The following is an 18,106-nucleotide window of genomic DNA, read 5'->3' as shown; positions in this document are numbered from 1 at the left end:
GCGTTTACGTTACGCAGCCGACACGGGCGTGACAGTGGGGCTATCCCCCCTTTCCGCGGGGATGTGCGACGTGTCGCGGCGGGCAAGCAGCCAGTACAGGACCGCCGGGACCAGCAGGCCCACGATCCACGAGATGTCCGCGCCGCCCAGCGGCTCCACCAGCGGGCCCGTGTAGAAGTGCGTCACCAGGAAGGGCAGCTGGGCGAGCAGGCCCACTCCGTAGACCGTCAGCGCGTCCCAGCGCCACGCCCCGTAGCGGCCGTGGGGGTCCGAGAGCGCCGGGATGTCGTAGCGCTCCTTGGAGATCAGGTAGTAGTCGACCAGGTTGATCGCCGACCACGGCGTGAAGAACGTCAGGAGGAACAGCAGGAAGTCCTTGAAGGACGTCAGGAAGCTGTCCTTGCCGAGCAGCGCCACCACCGTGCCCGCCACCATGATCAGGGAGATGTATGCCGCCCTGCCGCGCGGCGAGAGGGTCTTCTGGCCGCGGAATCCGCTGATGCTGGTCACCATCGACATGAAGCCGCCGTAGGTGTTGAGCACGTTGATCGTCAGCTTGCCGAGCGCGATCACGAAGTACAGGAACGACGCGATCAGGCCCGTGCCGCCCAGGCCGACCACGTATCCGACCTGGTTCGCGAGGAACGCGTCCCCCGCGCTCGCCGCCACGAGCACACCGAACGTCATCGACCACTGCGAGCCGAGCGCGGAACCGGACAGGGTCCACCAGAAGGTGGCACGCCCCGACGTCGTACGCGGCAGATAGCGCGAGTAGTCCGCGACGTAGGGACCGAAGGCGAGCTGCCAGGACGCCGAGAGCGACACCGCGAGCAGGAACATCGGCAGGTCGAAGTGCGCGTCGCCGAGCAGTGTCGATATGTCTACGCGGTCCAGGAGGCGGATGCCCAGGTAGATGAAGGCGAGGGCGCAGATCACGCTCGCCACCCGCCCCAGGACGTGGATCACGCGGTAGCCGACCGCCGCCACCACCGCGGTGACCACCGCGAAGATGATGATGCCGGTGGTGTCGTTCGTGTGCGTGAGCTGGGCCGTGGCCTGTCCGGCAAGGACGCTGCCGCTGGCGAAGAAGCCGACGTACATGAGGATGACGAGCAGGAGCGGCACGACCGCGCCGCGCACCCCGAACTGGGCGCGGGACTGGATCATCTGGGGCAGGCCCAGCTTCGGGCCCTGCGCCGAGTGCAGGGCCATCACCGCGCCGCCGAGCAGATTGCCGAGCAGCAGGCCGACCACCGACCACACCACGTCGCCCCCGAAGACGACGGCGAGCGCGCCGGTGACGACCGCGGTGATCTGCAGGTTGGCGCCGAGCCACAGGGTGAACTGGCTGAACGCCGTGCCGTGCCGTTCGTCGTCGGGGACGACGTCGATGGAGCGTCGCTCCACGAGAGTGTCTGCCATGATCCGGTGAACTCCCTGCTGCTGGGTGAACTGCTTTCCTGCGGGGTTTCCTGCGGGGGCGGGTTACTTCTTGGTGAGTTACTTCTTGGCGAGCTACTTCTTGGTGATCCCGTGCCGCGCCGCCCAGTCGTTCGCGACGTCCTCCGGGTCCTTCTTGTCCTTGTCCACCAGGCGGTTGAGCTCGGTGAGGTCCTTGGTCGTCAGTGCGTTGCCCAGGCGGGCGAGCGCCGCGCGGACCGTCGAGTCGGCCTTGCGGTCGGCGATGAGCGGGACGACGTGCTGGCCGGGGATGAGGTTCTTGGGGTCGGTGAGCACGACCCACTTCTCGGCGACGATGTCGGTGTCGGTGGTGAAGAGGTTCGCGACGTCGACGTCGCCCTTCTTCAGGGCGCCCTTCACCAACGGGCCCGAGGAGTCGAGTGACTTGAACTCCTTGAACTCGACTCCGTAGACGTCCTTGAGGCCGACCGAGCCGACCGTGCGCTTCTTGACCTCGGGCGCGGCGCCGATGACGAGCTTGCCGTTGTGCTTCGCGAGGTCCGCGAGGGTCTTCAGGCCGTACTTGTCGGCGGTCTCCTGGGTGACGACGAAGGCGTCGGAGTCCTCCGCCTTGCCGTAGGGCAGGATCTGCAGGCCGCGCGGCAGGACCATGGCGAGGGCGTTCTGCATCTCGCCCTCCTCGGTGGCCTTCGCCTTGGTGTCGAGGTAGTGCAGGAGCGCGCCCTGGTACTCGGGAAGGAGGTCGATGTCGCCGCCCTTGAGGGCGGGGATGAGGATCTCGCGGGTGCCGAGGTTGGGGCGGACCGTGGTCTTCACGCCGGCCGCTTGGAGTGCGGCGGCGTAGAGGTAGCCGAGCACCTGGTTCTCGGTGAAGTTGGCGGTGCCGATGGTGACGCCGTTCTTGCTGGAGCCACCGCCTCCGCCGCCGGAGCCCTGTCCGTCGAGGGAGGTGATGCCGCCGCTGCAGGCGGCGAGCGCGGGGACGGACGCGGCGGCGAAGAGTCCGCCGAGAGCGGTCCTGCGGTTGATGGGGGCCATCTGGGTTTGCTCCTAGGCCGACTTGGCGGGGCGGTGGCGGAAGAGGGCGCGCTGCAGTCCGGAGAGCGCGAGATCGAGTACGACGGCGACGACGGCCACGAGCACGGCGCCGCCGAGCACCTGGACCAGGTCGCGCTGGGCGAGCCCGTCGAAGACGTACCGGCCGAGCCCGCCGAAGGAGACGTACGCGGCGATGGTGGCCGTCGCGACGACCTGGATGAGCGCGAGCCGGAGCCCGGTCATGATCAGCGGGAGCGCGAGGGGCAGCTCGACCTGGAAGAGGACCTGGTGCCAGCGCATGCCCTGGCCGCGCGCGGCGTCGCGCACCTCCGGGTCTACGGCGGTCATCCCCGCGTACGTGTTGGTGACGATGGAGGGGATGGCGAGGGCGACGAGCGCGATGTAGACGGGCCACATCGAGAGCCCGCTGGCGAGGAAGACGAGGACGACGAGCCCGACCGTGGGCAGCGCGCGTCCGAAGCTGGAGAGGTTGATGGCGAGGAAGGCGCCGCGCCCGGTGTGCCCGATGAGCAGGCCGACCGGCAGCGCGATGGCGGCGGCGATGAGGGTCGCGAGCAGCGAGTACTGGAGGTGCTCGGCGAGGCGGTGCCCGATGCCGTCGGACCCGGCCCACTGCTCGCCGCTGACCAGCCAGGCGCCGAGGTCCTTGAAGAGTTCGTACATGTCACGCGCTCCTCTTGCGGCGGGTCCAGGGCGTCAGGACGTACTGGAGGGTGACGAGCAGCGCGTCCGCGACGAGCGCGAGGAGCAGGGTCAGGACGACGCCGACGATGACGGGGGTGGGGAAGTTGCGCTGGAACCCGTCCGTGAAGAGCTGTCCCAGGCCGCCGTCGCCGATGTAGGTCGCGACGGAGACGAGGGAGATCGCCATGACCGTCGCGATCCGTACGCCCGCCATGATCACCGGGAGTGCGAGGGGGAGTTCGACGGTGAGGAGGGTGCGCAGGGGCCGGGTGCCCATGGCCTTGGCCGCTTCCTTCGTCTTCGCGGGGACGGAGTCCAGGCCCTCGACGGTGTTCCGCAGGAGCACGACGAGCGTGTAGATCGTCAGGCCGATGACGGTGGTGGTGCGGGTGAGCCCGCTGACCGGCAGGAGCAGCACGAAGACGGCAATGGACGGGATGGTGAAGAGGATGTTCGACAGGCCGAGGAGCAGCCCGCGCAGGGCGCGCACGCGGTGGGCGACGACGGCCAGGGGGAGCGAGACGAGCAGGCCGAGGAGTACGGCGGTGAGGGCGGCCTGGAGGTGGGAGAGGGTGAGGGTGGTGAGGTCGTCGGTGTGGTCGGCTATCCACGACCAGTCGACGGTCACGGGGTGCGGTCCGTTGCCGCGGGGGCGGTGCTGGCCTCTGGGTCCGTGCCGCCTGCGCCTTCCGTGGGCTGCGGTCCCGTCTGCCTCGGGAGGTCCGCTGGCGGGTGCGGGTCGTCTTGGGTTGCTCGCGCAGTTCCCCGCGCCCCTTCCAGGGGCGCCCCGTCAGGGGCGCGGGGAACTGCGCGATCAGCCCCCACCGGCCCGCAGACTGCCCGGCCCCTCTCGTGCGTCGCGCCCGCCCGGTCGTGGATGTCCTCCCGCGACGTCACCCCGGTCAGGGCGCCCGTCTCGTCGACCCGGGCCACGAGGCCGGTCGGGGAGGACAGGGACTCGTTGAGGGCCGAAAGCAGCGAGTCCGTGTCGCGCAGGGGACGTACGGGGAGGTCGTCGGCCTCCCCGTCCACGTGCCGCCAGGCCACCGGGGCGCCCGCCGCGTCCAGGCGCAGCGTCCAGGCGCCGCCCTCCGGGGCCGGGGCCTGCGGGACCTGTGCCAGGGTCGTCAGGGAGAGCAGCTTCAGGCCGCGCTCCGCGCCCAGGAAGTCTGCGACGAAGTCGTCCGCCGGGCGGGCCAGGAGCTCGGCGGGCTCGGCGCACTGGACGAGGTGGCCGCCGGTGCGGAAGACGGCTATGCGGTCGCCGAGCCGGACGGCCTCGTCGATGTCGTGCGTGACGAAGACGATGGTCTTGTTCAACTCCCGCTGGAGGCGCAGGAGTTCGTCCTGGAGCTGGGTGCGGACGACGGGGTCGACCGCGCCGAACGGCTCGTCCATCAGGAGCACCGGCGGGTCGGCGGCGAGTGCGCGGGCCACGCCCACGCGCTGCTGCTGGCCGCCGGAGAGCTGGTGCGGGTAGCGCTTCCCGGCGTCGGCGGCGAGGCCGACCGTCTCCAGGAGTTCGGCCGCCCGCGTCCGCGCCTTCTTGCGGCCCCAGCCGAGCAGCAGCGGCACCGTCGCGATGTTGTCCAGGACCGTGCGGTGCGGGAAGAGCCCGGACTGCTGGATCACGTAACCGATGGAGCGGCGCAGCTCGGCGGCGTCCTGCTCCAGGACGTCCTTGCCGTTGACCCTGATCGTCCCGGAGGTCGGATCGACCATCCGGTTGATCATGCGGAGCGTCGTCGTCTTGCCGCAACCGGAAGATCCGACGAGGACGGTCACGCCCCCTTCCGGCATCTCAAGGCTGAGGTCGTGGACCGCGGTTGTGCCGTTCGGGAAGCGCTTGTGGACCGTATCGAATTGGATCATGAGGAGTCCCTTGCCCGGCTGTATATCGTCATGCAGAGTTCTCGTTGACTGAATAGATTGTCAATAGCTTGTCCACGCCCCGGCGTAAATCACTGGTTACGAGTGATCGCAGGGCAAGACGGAGCGTCCGGGTTGAGGAGGAATTGCGAGTGATGTCGTCTCGAATCGCGGACACAGCGACCGGCAGGGCGACCGACGACAGCGGCTCGGTCGTCGTCCTGGACGGCCGCGGATTGATGGTCGCAGATGTCGTACGCATGGCCGAATCCACCGCAAAGCCCGTTCCGGGAACGGATGGGATGAAGCGTGTGGAGGCTTCCTGGGACGCGGCGCGGGAGATCGCCTCCTGGGGGCGCGTCTACGGCCGCTCCACCGGCGTGGGCGCCAACCGGAATGAGTCCGTGCCGACCGAGGCGGCCTCCGACCACGGCCTGCGCCTGCTGCGCAGCCACGCCGGGGCGATCGGCGCCGAGCTGCCCGCGCGGCAGGTGCGCGCGATGCTCGCGGTCCGCGCCAACCAGCTCCTCGCGGGCGGCGCGGGCCTGCGCCCGACCGTCGTCACGGCGCTCTGCGAGGCCCTGGAGACGGGCGCGTACCCGAAGGTCAACGAATTCGGCTCGGTCGGCACGGGCGACATCGCCGCCCTCGCGCAGATGGGCCTCGCGCTCGCCGGCGAGCACCCCTGGCAGGGAGCGGGGGCGGCCCCCGCGCCACAGCCCCTCGACAACAACGACGCCCTCGCCCTGATCAGCAGCAACGCCCTCACGCTCGGCCAGTCCGCGCTCGCCCTGCACGAACTGCGCGGGCTCGTCGCGGCCACGCAGGTGGTGGCGGCGCTGACCTTGATGGCGGTCGACGGTTCGTACGAGGCGTACGCGCTGCCCGTGCACGAGGCGCGGCGCCACGCGGGCTCGTACGCGGTCGCCGAACGCATGCGGCAGATCCTCGGCGCCCCCGATCGGCCCACGCCGCCGCTCGGCCGCATCCAGGACCCGTACGGCCTGCGCTGTGTGCCGCAGATCCACGGGCCCGCGCACGACGCGGCGGACGCCCTTGAGGACGTCCTGACCGTCGAGATCAACGCGGCCGCCGAGAACCCGCTGATCTCGGCGGAGGACATGGCGGCCTACCACCACGGCGGCTTCTACCTCGCCCAACTCGCCCTGTCCCTCGACCACTTCAGGCTCGCGGTCACGCAGGCGGCGCGCCTGTCGACCTCACGCCTCTCGACCCTGAACGAACCGGGCTTCACCCGCCTTCGCCCGTTCCTCGCGGACGGCGAACCGGCGTCATCGGGGGTGATGATCCTGGAGTACGCGGCCGGTGCGGCCCTCGGTGACCTGCGGGCCTTCTCCGCGCCTGCCTCGCTCGGTCACGCGGTGCTCTCCCGTGGCGTCGAGGAACAGGCCAGCTTCGCCTCGCTCGCGGCGCGGCAGACGCTGCGGGCGTGCGAGGCGTACCGCCTGGTGGTCGGCTGCGAACTGGTGGCGGCCATAAGGGCGTTGAGGCAGCGGGACATGCGACTCGATCCGGAGCTGCCCGTCGGGCGGGCCTTCGAGCTCGCGGACTCGGTGCTCGACGCGGAGCTGGCCGACCGGCCGTTGACGGATGATGTGACGGCGGCGGCCGGGCTGCTCGACCGGTTCACCGAGCTGTGGCTGGACCTCGGGTCCGGGGGCGGAACGGCCTTTGAGAGTCAGGGTGTTGTGAGGGGAACGGTATGAGTGACAGTCCTGCGGCACGGCTGCAAGTGCTCTTCGAGGGGCACCGGCTCACGCCCACGCAGCGGCGCATCGCGCACTGCATGGTGCGGCGGGCGGCGGACGTCCCCTTCCTGTCCAGCGTCGAACTCGCGGAGCTCGCCGGGGTGAGCCAGCCATCGGTGACCCGTTTCGCGGTGGCGCTCGGCTTCGACGGGTATCCGGCGCTGCGCAAGCACCTGCGGGAGCTGGCGCCAGCGGAGGCGGCGGGCGAGGCCTCCCTCAACGAGTACCAGCAGGCGGTCGAGGCGGAGATCGCGAACCTCCAGCACCTGGCGGAGGTGCTCGCCGACCCTGCGCCGGTGGAGCGCGCGGGGCGGCTCCTCGCCTCCTCGCGCCCGCTCCCCGTCCTCGGCCTGCGGGCCGCCGCGTCCCAGGCGTACGGCTTCTCGTACTTCGCGGCGAAGGTCCACCCCGACGTACGCCTCCTCGACGCGGGCGGCACGATGCTGGCCGACCGGATCGACGCTGCGGTACGGGCGGGGGCCTCGGCTCTGCTCTGCTTCGCGCTGCCGCGGCATCCGAGGGAGGTGGTCGACGCTCTGGCGTACGCCCAGTCGGCGGGCCTTTCGGTGGTGACGGTCGCGGACTCGGCGTTCGCCCCTGTCGCGGCGCACTCCGACCTCCTCCTCCCGGCGGCGGTCGGCACGGGCCTCGCCTTCGACACGGCGTGCGCGCCGATGCTGCTCGGCCGGGTGCTCCTTGAGGCGATGTGCGACGGGCTTCCTGATGCGCAGGCGCGGCTTGAGGAGTTCGATGCGGGGGCGGCGGCGCGGGGGTTGTTCGTGGAGTGAGCAGCTCCAAGGGGTGAACGCTCGGTGACCGAGCCGTATGAGCCCCCGCAGCCTGTGAGCGCCTGATCAGTCCTCCCGGCCGTCCTCGCCCCGCGCCTTCATCACCACCTTGTTGACCGCCCAGAGGCCGACGCCGATCGCGACAAGGACCCCGGCCCGGATGTAGACCTCGGCGGGCCGGTCCGCCAGTGGGCTCGCCAGGATCAGGGCGGTGATCGCGCCGAGCACGGGCAGCACCGTCGGCGTACGGAAGTGCTCGTGGTCCACCCGGTCCTTGCGCAGGACCAGGGCCGCCACATTGACCACCGCGAACACGCACAGGAGCAGGAACGCCGTCGTGTCGCCGAGTCCCTCGATCTCGCCCGTCGACACCAGGCCGACGGCCAGGAGCGACACGAAGACGATGCCGACCACCGGCGTGCGGCGGCGGGCCAGGACCCGGCCCATCGCGCGCGGCAGGATGCGTTCGTTGGCCATGCCGTAACAGAGCCGCGAGGCCATCATGATGTTGATCAGTGCCGAGTTGGTGACCGCGAACAGGGCGATGAGCGCGAAGAGTTTGTGCGGGAAGTCGATGCCGCCCGCCTTCACGACTTCGAGGAGCGGTCCACTCGATCCCTCGAGCACCTTGTAGTCCACGAGCAGGGACGAGACCAGCGCCACCAGGACGTAGATCGTGCCTGTCACCGCGACACCGATGAAGATCGCCCGCGGGAACGTACGCGTCGGATCCTTCGTCTCCTCGGCCATGTTCACCGAGTCCTCGAAGCCGACGAACGCGAAGAAGCCGAGCGCGGTCGCGCCGAGGATGCCCGTCATCAGGGCGTAGCCCGTGCCGCCGTCCGGTGACTCGAAGTCCGTGAGGCGGCCGGGATCCCCGTCCCCGCTCAGCACGGCGTACGCGCCGATCGCGAGGATGATGGCCAGGCCCGTCAGCTCGACGAGCGTGAGCACCACGTTCGTCTTCACCGACTCGGAGACGCCCCGCAGGTTCAGCGCCGCGAGCGCGAGGATGAAGAGGATCGCGATCAGCGTCGGCGGGAGCGCGTCGTTCGTCAGTTCGCTCAGGTAGTCGCCGCTGAAGGCGCGCGCCGCCGCGCTCGCGGACGAAAGCCCCGATGCCATCACCATGAACGCCACGATGAAGGTGAGGAAAGGTACCTTGAACGCCTTCTGCGTGTAGAGGGCGGCCCCTGCCGCCCTCGGATACTTGCCGACCAGCTCGACGTACGACGCCGCCGTCAGGATCGCCACGACGAAGCCGATGGCGAACGGCAGCCAGAGCGCGCCGCCGACCTTTCCCGCGACCTTGCCCGTGGTGGCGTAGATGCCGGTGCCGAGGATGTCGCCGATCACGAAGAGGATCAGGAGCTTGGGGCCGATCGCGCGGTTCAGCGCGGGTTCTCCGGCGGGTGGTGTGGTGGTGGGCGTATCGGATGTCGTCACAGGATCATCTCCCCCGAGGGTGTGCCTGGAGGGAGCACCTGCCCCGGAAGCGCGGCAAAGATGCGGGAGTTGAGGAGCCTCAGAGGTCCCGTAGTCGCCTCAGAGGTCCCGCAGCGCGTCCCGCCGCCCGCCCCCCGACTCGGCGACGATCTCCTCCAGGGTCTGCGGCTCCCGCACGGTGGCGAAGGTGACGTGGTCGCCTGACCCCGTCGCGAAGCCGTAAATCCCGGGCCTGGCAAGGCTGTTGTACGAGTAGTGGTGCGCGAAGTAGTACGCGCCCGTGTCGAGCACCGCCGCGTAGTCGCCCTGTTCGAGCAGCGGGAGCGGACGGTTCTCGGCGAGCAGGTCGCCCGCGAAGCAGGCCGGGCCCGCGATGTCCTGGCCGACGGGCGGGCCGCTCTTGGGGCGGCCCTTCGCGTCGTACGCGGCGATCCGCAGCGGCCAGGACGCGGGCGCGTACACCGTGCGCGCCGCCACCTGGACGCCCGCGTGCGTCACCGCGATGGGCCGGGTGCCCGCCGACTTGGCGTACTCGACGCGGGCCAGGATCGTGCCGTGCTTGGCGAGCAGCGAGCGGCCGAACTCGGTGACAAGGCCGTAGCGCCCGTCGAGCAGGCCGGGGACACGGGACTTCAGGCGGCGCGCGTACTGCGCGTGCGTCGGGGTCTCCTCGTCCGAGCCGAAGTTCACGGGCAGGCCGCCGCCGATGTCGATGGTGTCGATCTGCTGCCGGCCTGCCCGTTCGTTGATCTCCTCGGCCAGTTCGTACGTCGCCGACACACCCCGCACCATCAGCTCGAGCGGCATCCCCTGTGACCCGGAGTGGGCGTGCAGCCGCGTCATCCAGGGGCGGTCGAGATAAGCCTGGACGATCCACTCGCGGGCGCCCTCGTCGAGCAGCGCCACGCCGAACTTGGAGCTCGCCGTCGCGGTGGAAAGGGCGCCGATGGAGCCGCCGCCGATCTGCGGGTTCACGCGCAGGCCGATGGGCGAGCGGGTGGGCGCCGACCGGGTCATCGCGTCGATGCGGGCGAGCTCCTGCGGGTTGTCCGCGTTCACGGCGATGCCGAGGGCGAGGGCATCGCGCAGCTCGGCCGGGGTCTTCGCGGGCGAGTCCAGGACGGTGTGCGTGGGCGGCACACCGGCGGCCCGCGCCAGGGCCAGCTCGCCGGGGCTCGCCACCTCGGCGCCGATGCCCGCGTCACGAAGCAGCCGCAGGACCGGGACCAGGGGCGAGGCCTTCACCGCGAAGGCGTGCAGGACGGGTGTGCCGGGCGGTGTGACCGCCTCGAAGGCGGCGCGCAGGGTGGAGGCGGACGAGCGGATGCCGGTGACGTCAAGCAGGCCGACGATCGGGGACGCGGGGTCGACGAGGCCCTGCTCGACGGCGGCGCGGACGGCCTGGTCACGACGGGCTGCGGAGTCCGCCGCGGAACCCTCCGAGGGGCCCTCCGATGGATCCGCCGCCCTGAGGCGTCGGGTGGGGGCTTCCTGCTCTCTGCCCGCCTCGGATGCGTGTGCGGTCTCCGCGTCCTGATCGCTCATGCGTTCCAGCCAATCACCCGTGACGCGGCTCCGCTGCCCTGTCAACGTATTGACTAGCTCTATTCAACATCGCAGGATGTGAATAACAAGGTCACAGCAGAGCGGCAGAGCTCGACCAGCAGAACTTCACGCGAGGAGGCATCGCCATGTCAGGACCCCGCCCCGTACGGGCACCGCGCGGTACGGAACTGAGCGCCCTGGGATGGCAGCAGGAAGCCGCCCTCCGCATGCTCCAGAACAACCTCGACCCCGAGGTCGCCGAGCACCCCGACAAGCTCGTCGTCTACGGCGGCACGGGCAAGGCCGCCCGCGACTGGCGCTCCTTCGACGCGATGGTGCGCACGCTCAGGACCCTCAAGCAGGACGAGACGATGCTCGTCCAGTCCGGCCGCCCGGTCGGCGTCATGCAGACCCACGAGTGGGCCCCGCGCGTCCTGATCGCCAACTCGAACCTCGTGGGCGACTGGGCGAACTGGGAGGAGTTCCGGCGCCTTGAGCAGCTCGGCCTCACCATGTACGGGCAGATGACCGCCGGTTCGTGGATCTACATCGGCACGCAGGGCATCCTCCAGGGCACGTACGAGACGTTCGCCGCCGTCGCCGCGAAGAAGTTCAACGGCACCCTCGCCGGGACGATCACCCTCACCGCCGGGCTCGGCGGCATGGGCGGCGCCCAGCCCCTCGCCGTCACCATGAACGACGGCGTCGCGATCTGTATCGACGTAGACCCGCGCGCCATCGAGCGCCGCATCGAGCACAAGTACCTGGACGTGAAGGCCGACAACCTGGCCCACGCCCTCCAGCTCGCGGTCGAGGCCCGTGACGCCCGCCGCCCCCTCTCCATCGGCCTGCTCGGCAACGCGGCGGACCTCCTCCCGCAGATGCTCGCCGAGGGTGCGCCCATCGACATCGTCACGGACCAGACCTCGGCCCACGACCCGCTCGCGTACCTCCCCACCGGCGTCGACTTCCACGACATGCAGACGTACGCGGCCAAGGACCCGGCGGGCTTCACCACCCGCGCCCGTGAGTCCATGGCCCGGCACGTCGAGGCGATGGTCGGCTTCATGGACGCGGGCGCCGAGGTCTTCGACTACGGCAACTCGATCCGCGGCGAGGCCCAACTGGCGGGCTACGACCGCGCGTTCGCCTTCCCCGGCTTCGTACCCGCCTACATCCGCCCCCTCTTCTGCGAGGGCAAGGGCCCGTTCCGCTGGGCCGCGCTCTCCGGCGAGGCGTCCGACATCCACAAGACGGACAAGGCGCTCCTGGACCTCTTCCCGGAGAACGAGTCCCTCCACCGCTGGATCAAGATGGCGGGCGAGCGGGTCCACTTCCAGGGCCTCCCGGCGCGCATCTGCTGGCTGGGCCAGGGCGAGCGCGACAAGGCGGGCGACATGTTCAACGACATGGTCGGCAACGGCACCCTCGCCGCCCCGCTCGCGATCGGCCGCGACCACCTGGACTGCGGCTCGGTGGCATCCCCGTACCGCGAGACGGAGGCCATGCTGGACGGCTCCGACGCGATCGCCGACTGGCCGCTCCTGAACGCCATGGTGAACGTCGCTTCGGGCGCCTCCTGGGTCTCCATCCACCACGGCGGCGGCGTCGGCATGGGCCGCTCCATCCACGCGGGCCAGGTCTCGGTGGCCGACGGCACGAAGCTGGCGGGCGAGAAGATCCGCCGCGTCCTGACCAACGACCCCGGGATGGGTGTCATCCGGCACGTGGACGCGGGTTACGACATCGCGGAGTCGGTGGCGGACGAGAAGGGCGTACGGATCCCGATGCGCGAGGGCGACGACGGCAGCGAGGGTGACCAGGCGTGAGCGACACGTTCCACGCCATGTGGCGCTCGCTGCGGCCCATCGGCCGCAGCGACGCCTCCGGCGGCTACCGCCGCTACGCCTGGACCGGCGCCGACGCCGAGTGCCGCCTGTGGTTCCAGGCGCAGGCCGAGGCGCGCGGCCTCGACTACGAGGTCGACCGCAACGGCAACCAGTGGGCGTGGCTCGGCGACCCGTCCCGGGGCGACGCGGTCGTCACCGGCTCCCACCTGGACTCCGTCCCGGACGGCGGCGCCTTCGACGGCCCTCTCGGCGTCGTCTCCTCCTTCGCGGCGCTGGACGAACTCCGCTCCCGGAAGGTGGCGTTCCGGCGCCCCCTCGCCATCACCAACTTCGGTGACGAGGAGGGTGCCCGCTTCGGCCTGGCCTGCGTGGGCTCCCGCCTGACGGCGGGCAAGCTGACGGTCGAGGCCGCCCACCAGCTCACGGACGCCGACGGAGTCACGCTCCCGCAGGCGATGGAGGCGGCGGGCTACGACCCGCAGTCCATCGGCCCGGACCCCGAACGCCTCGCCCGCATCGGCGCGTTCGTGGAACTCCACGTAGAACAGGGTCGCGCCCTGGACCTGACCGGCGACCCGGTCGGCATCGCCTCCGCCATCTGGCCGCACGGCCGCTGGCGCTTCGACTTCAGGGGCGAGGCCAACCACGCGGGCACCACCCGCCTGGTGGACCGCCGCGACCCGATGCTGACGTACGCGGAGACGGTCCTGGCGGCGCGCAGGGAAGCCGAACTGGCGGGAGCGGTAGCCACCTTCGGCAAGATCTCGGTCGAGCCGAACGGCGTCAACGCGATCCCGTCCCTGGTCAGGGGCTGGCTGGATTCGCGGGCGGCCGACCAGTCCACCCTCGACACGGTCGTGACGGGCATCGAGAAGGCCGCCCGCGAGTACGCGGACCGGCACGGCATCGACCTCGATGTCGTACGCGAGTCCTTCACGCCGGTGGTCGAGTTCGAGCACGCCCTGCGGGACGAACTGGGCACCATCCTGGGCGGCAGCGAGGGAAGGGAGGTGCCCGTCCTCGGAACGGGCGCCGGACACGACGCGGGCATTTTGTCCGAGTCGATCCCCACCGCCATGCTGTTCGTACGGAACCCCACGGGCATCTCGCACTCCCCGGCCGAGTTCGCCGCCGAGGACGACTGCGTCGCCGGGGTGACCGCACTGGCCGACGTACTGGAAGGGCTGGCGTGCAGGTGAAGACGGACACGTACTGGCTGGAGCACGCCTGGCTCGACACGAATGTCGAGCCGGGCGTGGCGGTGGAGGTGACGGGCGACCGGATCACGGCGGTCCGCAAGGGGGTGGAGACGCCCCCACCCGGCGCCGTGGTGCTGCGGGGCCTGACGCTCCCGGGTCTCGCGAACGCCCACTCACATGCCTTCCACCGAGCGCTGCGCGGCACGGTCCAGGTGGGCTCGGGCACGTTCTGGACGTGGCGCGAGGTCATGTACTCGGTGGCGGACCGCTTGACGCCGGAGACGTACCACGCGCTGGCCAGGGCGGTGTACGCGGAGATGGCCCTGGCGGGTATCACCACGGTGGGCGAGTTCCACTACTTGCACCACGGCCCGGGTGGTGCGGCCTACTCCGACCCCAACGCGATGGGCGAGGCGCTGATCCAGGCGGCGGCGGACGCGGGCATCCGCATCACGCTCCTGGACACGGCGTACGTGGCGTCGGGCCTCCTTACGGAGACACGGGGCGAGCCCCCGAACCGCCACCAACTGCGCTTCTCCGACGGTACGACGGAGGCGTGGGCGGAGCGGGCATCGGCCCTGAAGGACCGCGAGCACGCCCGGATCGGCGCGGCGATCCACTCCGTACGGGCGGTACCGGCAAGGCAGTTGGGCGCGGTGGTGGAATGGGCGTCGGCCCGCAAGGCACCCCTCCACGTGCACCTCTCCGAACAGACGGCGGAGAACGAGGCGTGCCAGAGGGTCCACGGCCGCACTCCGACCCGCCTCCTGGCGGACCACGGGGTTCTGGGCTCCCGTACGACGGGCGTGCACAACACCCACCTCACGGACGAGGACATCGCCCTGCTCGGCCGCACGACGACGGGCACGTGCATGTGCCCCACGACGGAGCGCGACCTGGCGGACGGCATCGGCCCGGCAGCCCGCCTCCAGAGAGCAGGCAGCCCTCTCTCCCTGGGCAGCGACAGCCACGCGGTCATCGACATCCTCGAAGAGGCGCGGGCGATGGAACTCAACGAGCGCCTGCGCTCGCACACGCGGGGCCACTGGACGGCGGCGGCGCTGCTGCGGGCGGCGACTGCGGACGGGCATGCGGCGCTGGGCTGGGCGGATGCGGGCGTGATCGAGACGGGGGCCTTGGCCGACTTCGCGACGGTGGCCCTGGACTCGGTCCGCACGGCGGGGCCGCTGCCGCGCCTGGCGGCGGAGACGGCGGTGTTCGCGGCGACGGCGGCGAACGTCCGCCACACGATTGTGGGGGGCCGCCATGTCGTACGGGACGGGTCCCATGCCCTGGTCGACGATGTGCCGGGGGCGCTGGCGGAGGCGGTGGCGGCGCTGCGAGATTGACTCCGGCCTGAACCGCCGCTGTTGCCGCGTGGCGGCTCCAGCCCCCCCCCGACGCGCCGTCGTCGGCTGCGGGGCCATACCGCCGCTTCGCGGGGAGTTTCCCGCCCGCCCACCCGAAACCCAGCAGTTGCCCGCCCACCCCTTAAGCCGGCCCCCAGCCCGGCCGCAGGTCTCTCAGCCCGTCCGGCGTTTGAGGACGAACTCGGCGGAGCCGGTGATCTACGGCCACCCCGGCCGGCGGAGCCGGAAAATTTCGGGAAGGGGCGGGATCGGGGAAAGAAGAAGCCGCCCGAACTCCAGCCCACCTCCCACGGAGAGCCCCATGACAACCACAGCCATCACCAACATCGGCAGCCTGGTGACCAACGACCCCGCCCTAGGGGACGGAAGCCTCCTGGGCCTCCTGACGGACGCCGCCGTCGTCCTGGACGGCGAGAAGATCGCCTGGGTAGGCCCCGCCGCAAAGGCCCCCGCGGCAGACGAGAGTCACGATGCGCAAGGCCGCGCGGCCATCCCCGGTTTCGTGGACTCCCACTCCCACCTCGTCTTCGCGGGCGACCGCACCCAGGAGTTCAACGCCCGCATGTCGGGCCGCGCGTACTCGGCGGGAGGCATCCGCACAACGGTCGCAGCGACCCGAGCCGCGAGCGACGCCGAGCTGGAGGCGAACGTCCGGCACTACCTCCGCGAGGCCCTGCGCCAGGGCACGACGACGTTCGAGACGAAGTCCGGCTACGGCCTGACGACGGAGGACGAGGCCCGAGCCCTCCGCATCGCGGCCCGCCACACGGACGAAGTCACGTTCATGGGCGCCCACATCGTCTCCCCGGACTACGCGGAGGACCCGGCGGCGTACGTAGACCTGGTCACGGGCGAGATGCTGAACGCCTGCGCGCCCCACGCCCGCTGGATCGACGTCTTCTGCGAGAAGGGTGCCTTCGACGGCGACCAGGCCCGCGCGATCCTGACGGCGGGCAAGGCGAAGGGCCTGCACCCCCGCATCCACGCGAACCAGCTCTCGTACGGTCCGGGCGTACAACTCGCCGTCGAACTGGACGCGGCATCGGCGGACCACTGCACGCACCTGACGGACGCGGACGTCGACGCCCTCGCGAACAGCAACACGGTGGCGACGCTCCTGCCCGGCGCCGAGTTCTCCACCCGGGCCGAGTGGCCGGACGCCCGCCGCATCCTCGACGCGGGCGCGACGGTGGCGTTGTCGACGGACTGCAACCCGGGCTCGTCCTTCACGTCTTCGGTGCCGTTCTGTATCGCCCTGGCCGTACGGGACATGGGCATGACCCCGGACGAGGCGATCTGGTCGGCCACGGCGGGCGGCGCGGCGGCGCTGCGGCGCACGGACGTCGGTTTCGTACGCGAAGGCGCCCGCGCCGACCTCGCCCTCCTCGACGCCCCGAGCCACGTCCACCTCGCGTACCGCCCGGGAGTCCCGCTGGTCAGCGAGGTGTGGCAGCGGGGCCGCCGACGAGTTACAGCGGATGGGTGATTTCTCGCCGACGGCCTCTCTCGTTGAGCGATCGCCGGAGCGTTCCGCTTCGGCACGCGATGACACGAGAAGACGCGAGAAGTGGAGAATTTTGTGCGTCGAATGAGTATGGCCATCGCCCTGGCCGTGGCCGCCGGCGGGCTCGGCATGTCGACGGCGACCGCCCAGGCCGCCCCCGCCTCCCCTGACCAGGGCCCCCCTTACCCCTACGCGGACTGCCTCAAGGCGACCGCCGACAAGGGGGAGAGCCCGGCGCAGGGCAAGTGGCACTGTGACCAGCTGGTCAGCAAGGGCTGGGTCAAGCCGCCGACCCGCTGACCGCCGCCGATCACCCTCCGGGGGGCCCTTCGCGGGTCCCCCCCGCACCCCCGCAGCCTGTGCGCCGCGTCAGCCCTCGCGGGCGGGCAGGCCACCGGCACCCGGCGTGCCGGTGCGGGCGAACGCGGCCCAGTACTCGCTCATCGTGGCCGACAGGCGGCGCTGTGCGGGGGTGAACTGCGGCTCGGCCGTCTCGTCCTCGAACAGGTACGGGATGTCGCCCGCATGGAAGGCGCCGAAGTCGAAGTCGCCGGGCAGCGGTAGGAACATGGGTGCGTCGCGGTCGGCGAACACGTAGGCGTACACCGGGACATGCCGTGCGAGCGCATCGTGCTGGGCCTGCGTGCCGCGCGCCCACATGCGGTCGGTGATCACGCGGTGGCCCACGCCAGCGCGGGGGAGGGGAACGCGCCCGCGCGGACCTCGCCCTCCTCGACGCCCCGAGCCACGTCCACCTGGCGTACCGCCCGGGAGTCCCGCTGGTCAGCGAGGTCTGGCGCCGGGGAGCGCGGGTGGCCTGACGGCTGTTGCAGGAAAGTCTCACGGGATGGGTGATATGCCCGTTGCTGAGCGCGACTTTCCTGTGATTCGGCCTCGCTGGTGCTGTGACCGGACAGGTTCGCCGACTTGGGTCGGCGGTGAGGTCGGCTCTCCCTGCTCGCCGTCCCCAAGGCGGTTCCTGAACTCCGCCACTGCGGGGCAACAGTGATCCACGGCGTCGCCCTGCCCGGCAGCCTGGGCTAGAGACCCGTCGCCACTGGAATATCAAGCACCGCCTTGCCCGCGACCTCGCGGGCGAGCAGCGCGCCCAGTGCCTCCTGGGTGCGGCTCCAGTCGTCGCGGCGGCCGATCTGGGGGTCCAGTTCGCCACGGGCGACCAGTGAGGCCAGCCACTCCAGGTCGGCGCCGAGGCCCGCCGCGTCGTCCATCAGGAAGAACGTCGTCAGGGAGCGGTCGTGGCGGCCGGCGTCGCCGAACAGGGCGCCGAAGGGGAAGTCCTCTCCGTCTCCCGAGCTGTGGCCGACGGCCACCAGGATTCCGTGCGGGGCCAACGCGTCGTACGCGGAGACCAGTTGAGGGCCGCCGACCACGTCGATCACTCCGTGCACCGGCGCGATGGCCTTGAGGGCGTCGGCCGCCACAACCTCGTGGGCGCCCAGGCTGGTCAGCGCCTCGCCCTTGGCGGGGTCGCTCGTCGCAGCCACCACGTGGGCGCCGCCGCGCGCCGCGAGCTGCACCGCGAACCGGCCGACGCCGCCGCTTGCCCCCGTCACCAGGACGCGGCGGCCCAGGATCGGGCC

Annotated in this window: 16 protein-coding genes; 7 read left to right on the top strand and 9 right to left on the bottom strand. The window is 71.1% G+C overall.

Features of this window, described 5'->3' with window-relative positions:
* Positions 1 to 9 precede the first annotated feature (9 nt).
* From ABD378_RS41715 to ABD378_RS41695, 5 genes are all read right to left on the bottom strand, one after another.
* Positions 10 to 1,422, bottom strand: a complete 1,413-nt coding sequence (locus ABD378_RS41715) for a purine-cytosine permease family protein (protein WP_344530291.1) — start codon at positions 1,420 to 1,422, stop codon at positions 10 to 12.
* Between the two features lie 93 nt (positions 1,423 to 1,515).
* Positions 1,516 to 2,451 (bottom strand): ABC transporter substrate-binding protein, encoded by a 936-nt coding sequence (locus tag ABD378_RS41710; protein ID WP_344530325.1) that lies wholly within the window; start codon positions 2,449 to 2,451, stop codon positions 1,516 to 1,518.
* Positions 2,452 to 2,472: 21 nt separating this feature from the next.
* Positions 2,473 to 3,144 (bottom strand): ABC transporter permease, encoded by a 672-nt coding sequence (locus ABD378_RS41705; RefSeq protein ID WP_344530289.1) that lies wholly within the window; start codon positions 3,142 to 3,144, stop codon positions 2,473 to 2,475.
* A gap of 1 nt (position 3,145) precedes the next feature.
* Positions 3,146 to 3,793 (bottom strand): ABC transporter permease, encoded by a 648-nt coding sequence (locus tag ABD378_RS41700; protein WP_344530287.1) that lies wholly within the window; start codon positions 3,791 to 3,793, stop codon positions 3,146 to 3,148.
* Positions 3,790 to 5,037, bottom strand: a complete 1,248-nt coding sequence (locus ABD378_RS41695) for an ABC transporter ATP-binding protein (protein WP_344530285.1) — start codon at positions 5,035 to 5,037, stop codon at positions 3,790 to 3,792. Before ABD378_RS41695 ends, ABD378_RS41700 begins: the two co-directional genes overlap by 4 nt.
* 152 nt (positions 5,038 to 5,189) lie before the next feature.
* Between ABD378_RS41695 and ABD378_RS41690 the strand changes: the two genes are divergently transcribed.
* Both ABD378_RS41690 and ABD378_RS41685 read left to right on the top strand, forming a co-directional pair.
* On the top strand, positions 5,190 to 6,761 hold the full coding sequence (locus ABD378_RS41690) for an aromatic amino acid ammonia-lyase (RefSeq protein ID WP_344530283.1): 1,572 nt from the start codon (positions 5,190 to 5,192) through the stop codon (positions 6,759 to 6,761).
* Positions 6,758 to 7,591, top strand: coding sequence for a MurR/RpiR family transcriptional regulator (locus tag ABD378_RS41685; RefSeq protein ID WP_344530281.1), 834 nt, complete (start codon positions 6,758 to 6,760; stop codon positions 7,589 to 7,591). The genes ABD378_RS41690 and ABD378_RS41685 overlap by 4 nt, the downstream gene beginning before the upstream one ends.
* A 66-nt stretch (positions 7,592 to 7,657) precedes the next feature.
* Here the strand turns inward: ABD378_RS41685 and ABD378_RS41680 are convergent, their stop codons facing one another.
* Entirely contained in the window at positions 7,658 to 9,037 is a 1,380-nt protein-coding gene (locus ABD378_RS41680) for an APC family permease (RefSeq protein ID WP_344530279.1), read from the bottom strand.
* 99 nt (positions 9,038 to 9,136) lie between these two features.
* Entirely contained in the window at positions 9,137 to 10,582 is a 1,446-nt protein-coding gene (locus tag ABD378_RS41675; RefSeq protein ID WP_344530277.1) for a type III PLP-dependent enzyme domain-containing protein, read from the bottom strand.
* Positions 10,583 to 10,728: 146 nt separating this feature from the next.
* Here ABD378_RS41675 and hutU point away from each other — a divergent pair, with 146 nt between their 5' ends.
* The 5 genes from hutU to ABD378_RS41650 all read left to right on the top strand — a co-directional run bounded on the left by hutU (position 10,729) and on the right by ABD378_RS41650 (position 16,805).
* The gene (gene hutU / locus ABD378_RS41670; RefSeq protein WP_344530275.1) at positions 10,729 to 12,411 is read left to right on the top strand and encodes a urocanate hydratase; all 1,683 of its coding nucleotides are present in this window, start codon (positions 10,729 to 10,731) and stop codon (positions 12,409 to 12,411) included.
* Between the two features lie 17 nt (positions 12,412 to 12,428).
* Positions 12,429 to 13,631 (top strand): allantoate amidohydrolase, encoded by a 1,203-nt coding sequence (locus ABD378_RS41665; RefSeq protein ID WP_344530323.1) that lies wholly within the window; start codon positions 12,429 to 12,431, stop codon positions 13,629 to 13,631.
* Positions 13,628 to 14,980, top strand: coding sequence for a formimidoylglutamate deiminase (locus ABD378_RS41660; RefSeq protein ID WP_344530321.1), 1,353 nt, complete (start codon positions 13,628 to 13,630; stop codon positions 14,978 to 14,980). Before ABD378_RS41665 ends, ABD378_RS41660 begins: the two co-directional genes overlap by 4 nt.
* A gap of 322 nt (positions 14,981 to 15,302) precedes the next feature.
* Entirely contained in the window at positions 15,303 to 16,487 is a 1,185-nt protein-coding gene (gene hutI, locus ABD378_RS41655; protein WP_344530273.1) for an imidazolonepropionase, read from the top strand.
* Positions 16,488 to 16,589: 102 nt separating this feature from the next.
* Positions 16,590 to 16,805, top strand: a complete 216-nt coding sequence (locus tag ABD378_RS41650; RefSeq protein WP_344530271.1) for a hypothetical protein — start codon at positions 16,590 to 16,592, stop codon at positions 16,803 to 16,805.
* Between the two features lie 69 nt (positions 16,806 to 16,874).
* Here the strand turns inward: ABD378_RS41650 and ABD378_RS41645 are convergent, their stop codons facing one another.
* Both ABD378_RS41645 and ABD378_RS41640 read right to left on the bottom strand, forming a co-directional pair.
* Positions 16,875 to 17,180, bottom strand: coding sequence for a carboxylesterase family protein (locus ABD378_RS41645; protein WP_344530269.1), 306 nt, complete (start codon positions 17,178 to 17,180; stop codon positions 16,875 to 16,877).
* 365 nt (positions 17,181 to 17,545) lie between these two features.
* Positions 17,546 to 18,106: zinc-binding dehydrogenase (locus tag ABD378_RS41640; RefSeq protein ID WP_344530267.1), on the bottom strand; the 561-nt coding region annotated here is incomplete at its 5' end.

The organism is Streptomyces rectiviolaceus (genome assembly GCF_039533825.1).
GTDB classification, from domain to species: Bacteria; Actinomycetota; Actinomycetes; order Streptomycetales; family Streptomycetaceae; genus Streptomyces; species Streptomyces rectiviolaceus.
The sequence above is the reverse complement of the archived record's forward strand: the minus strand, read 5'-3'. Positions and strand labels throughout refer to the sequence as shown.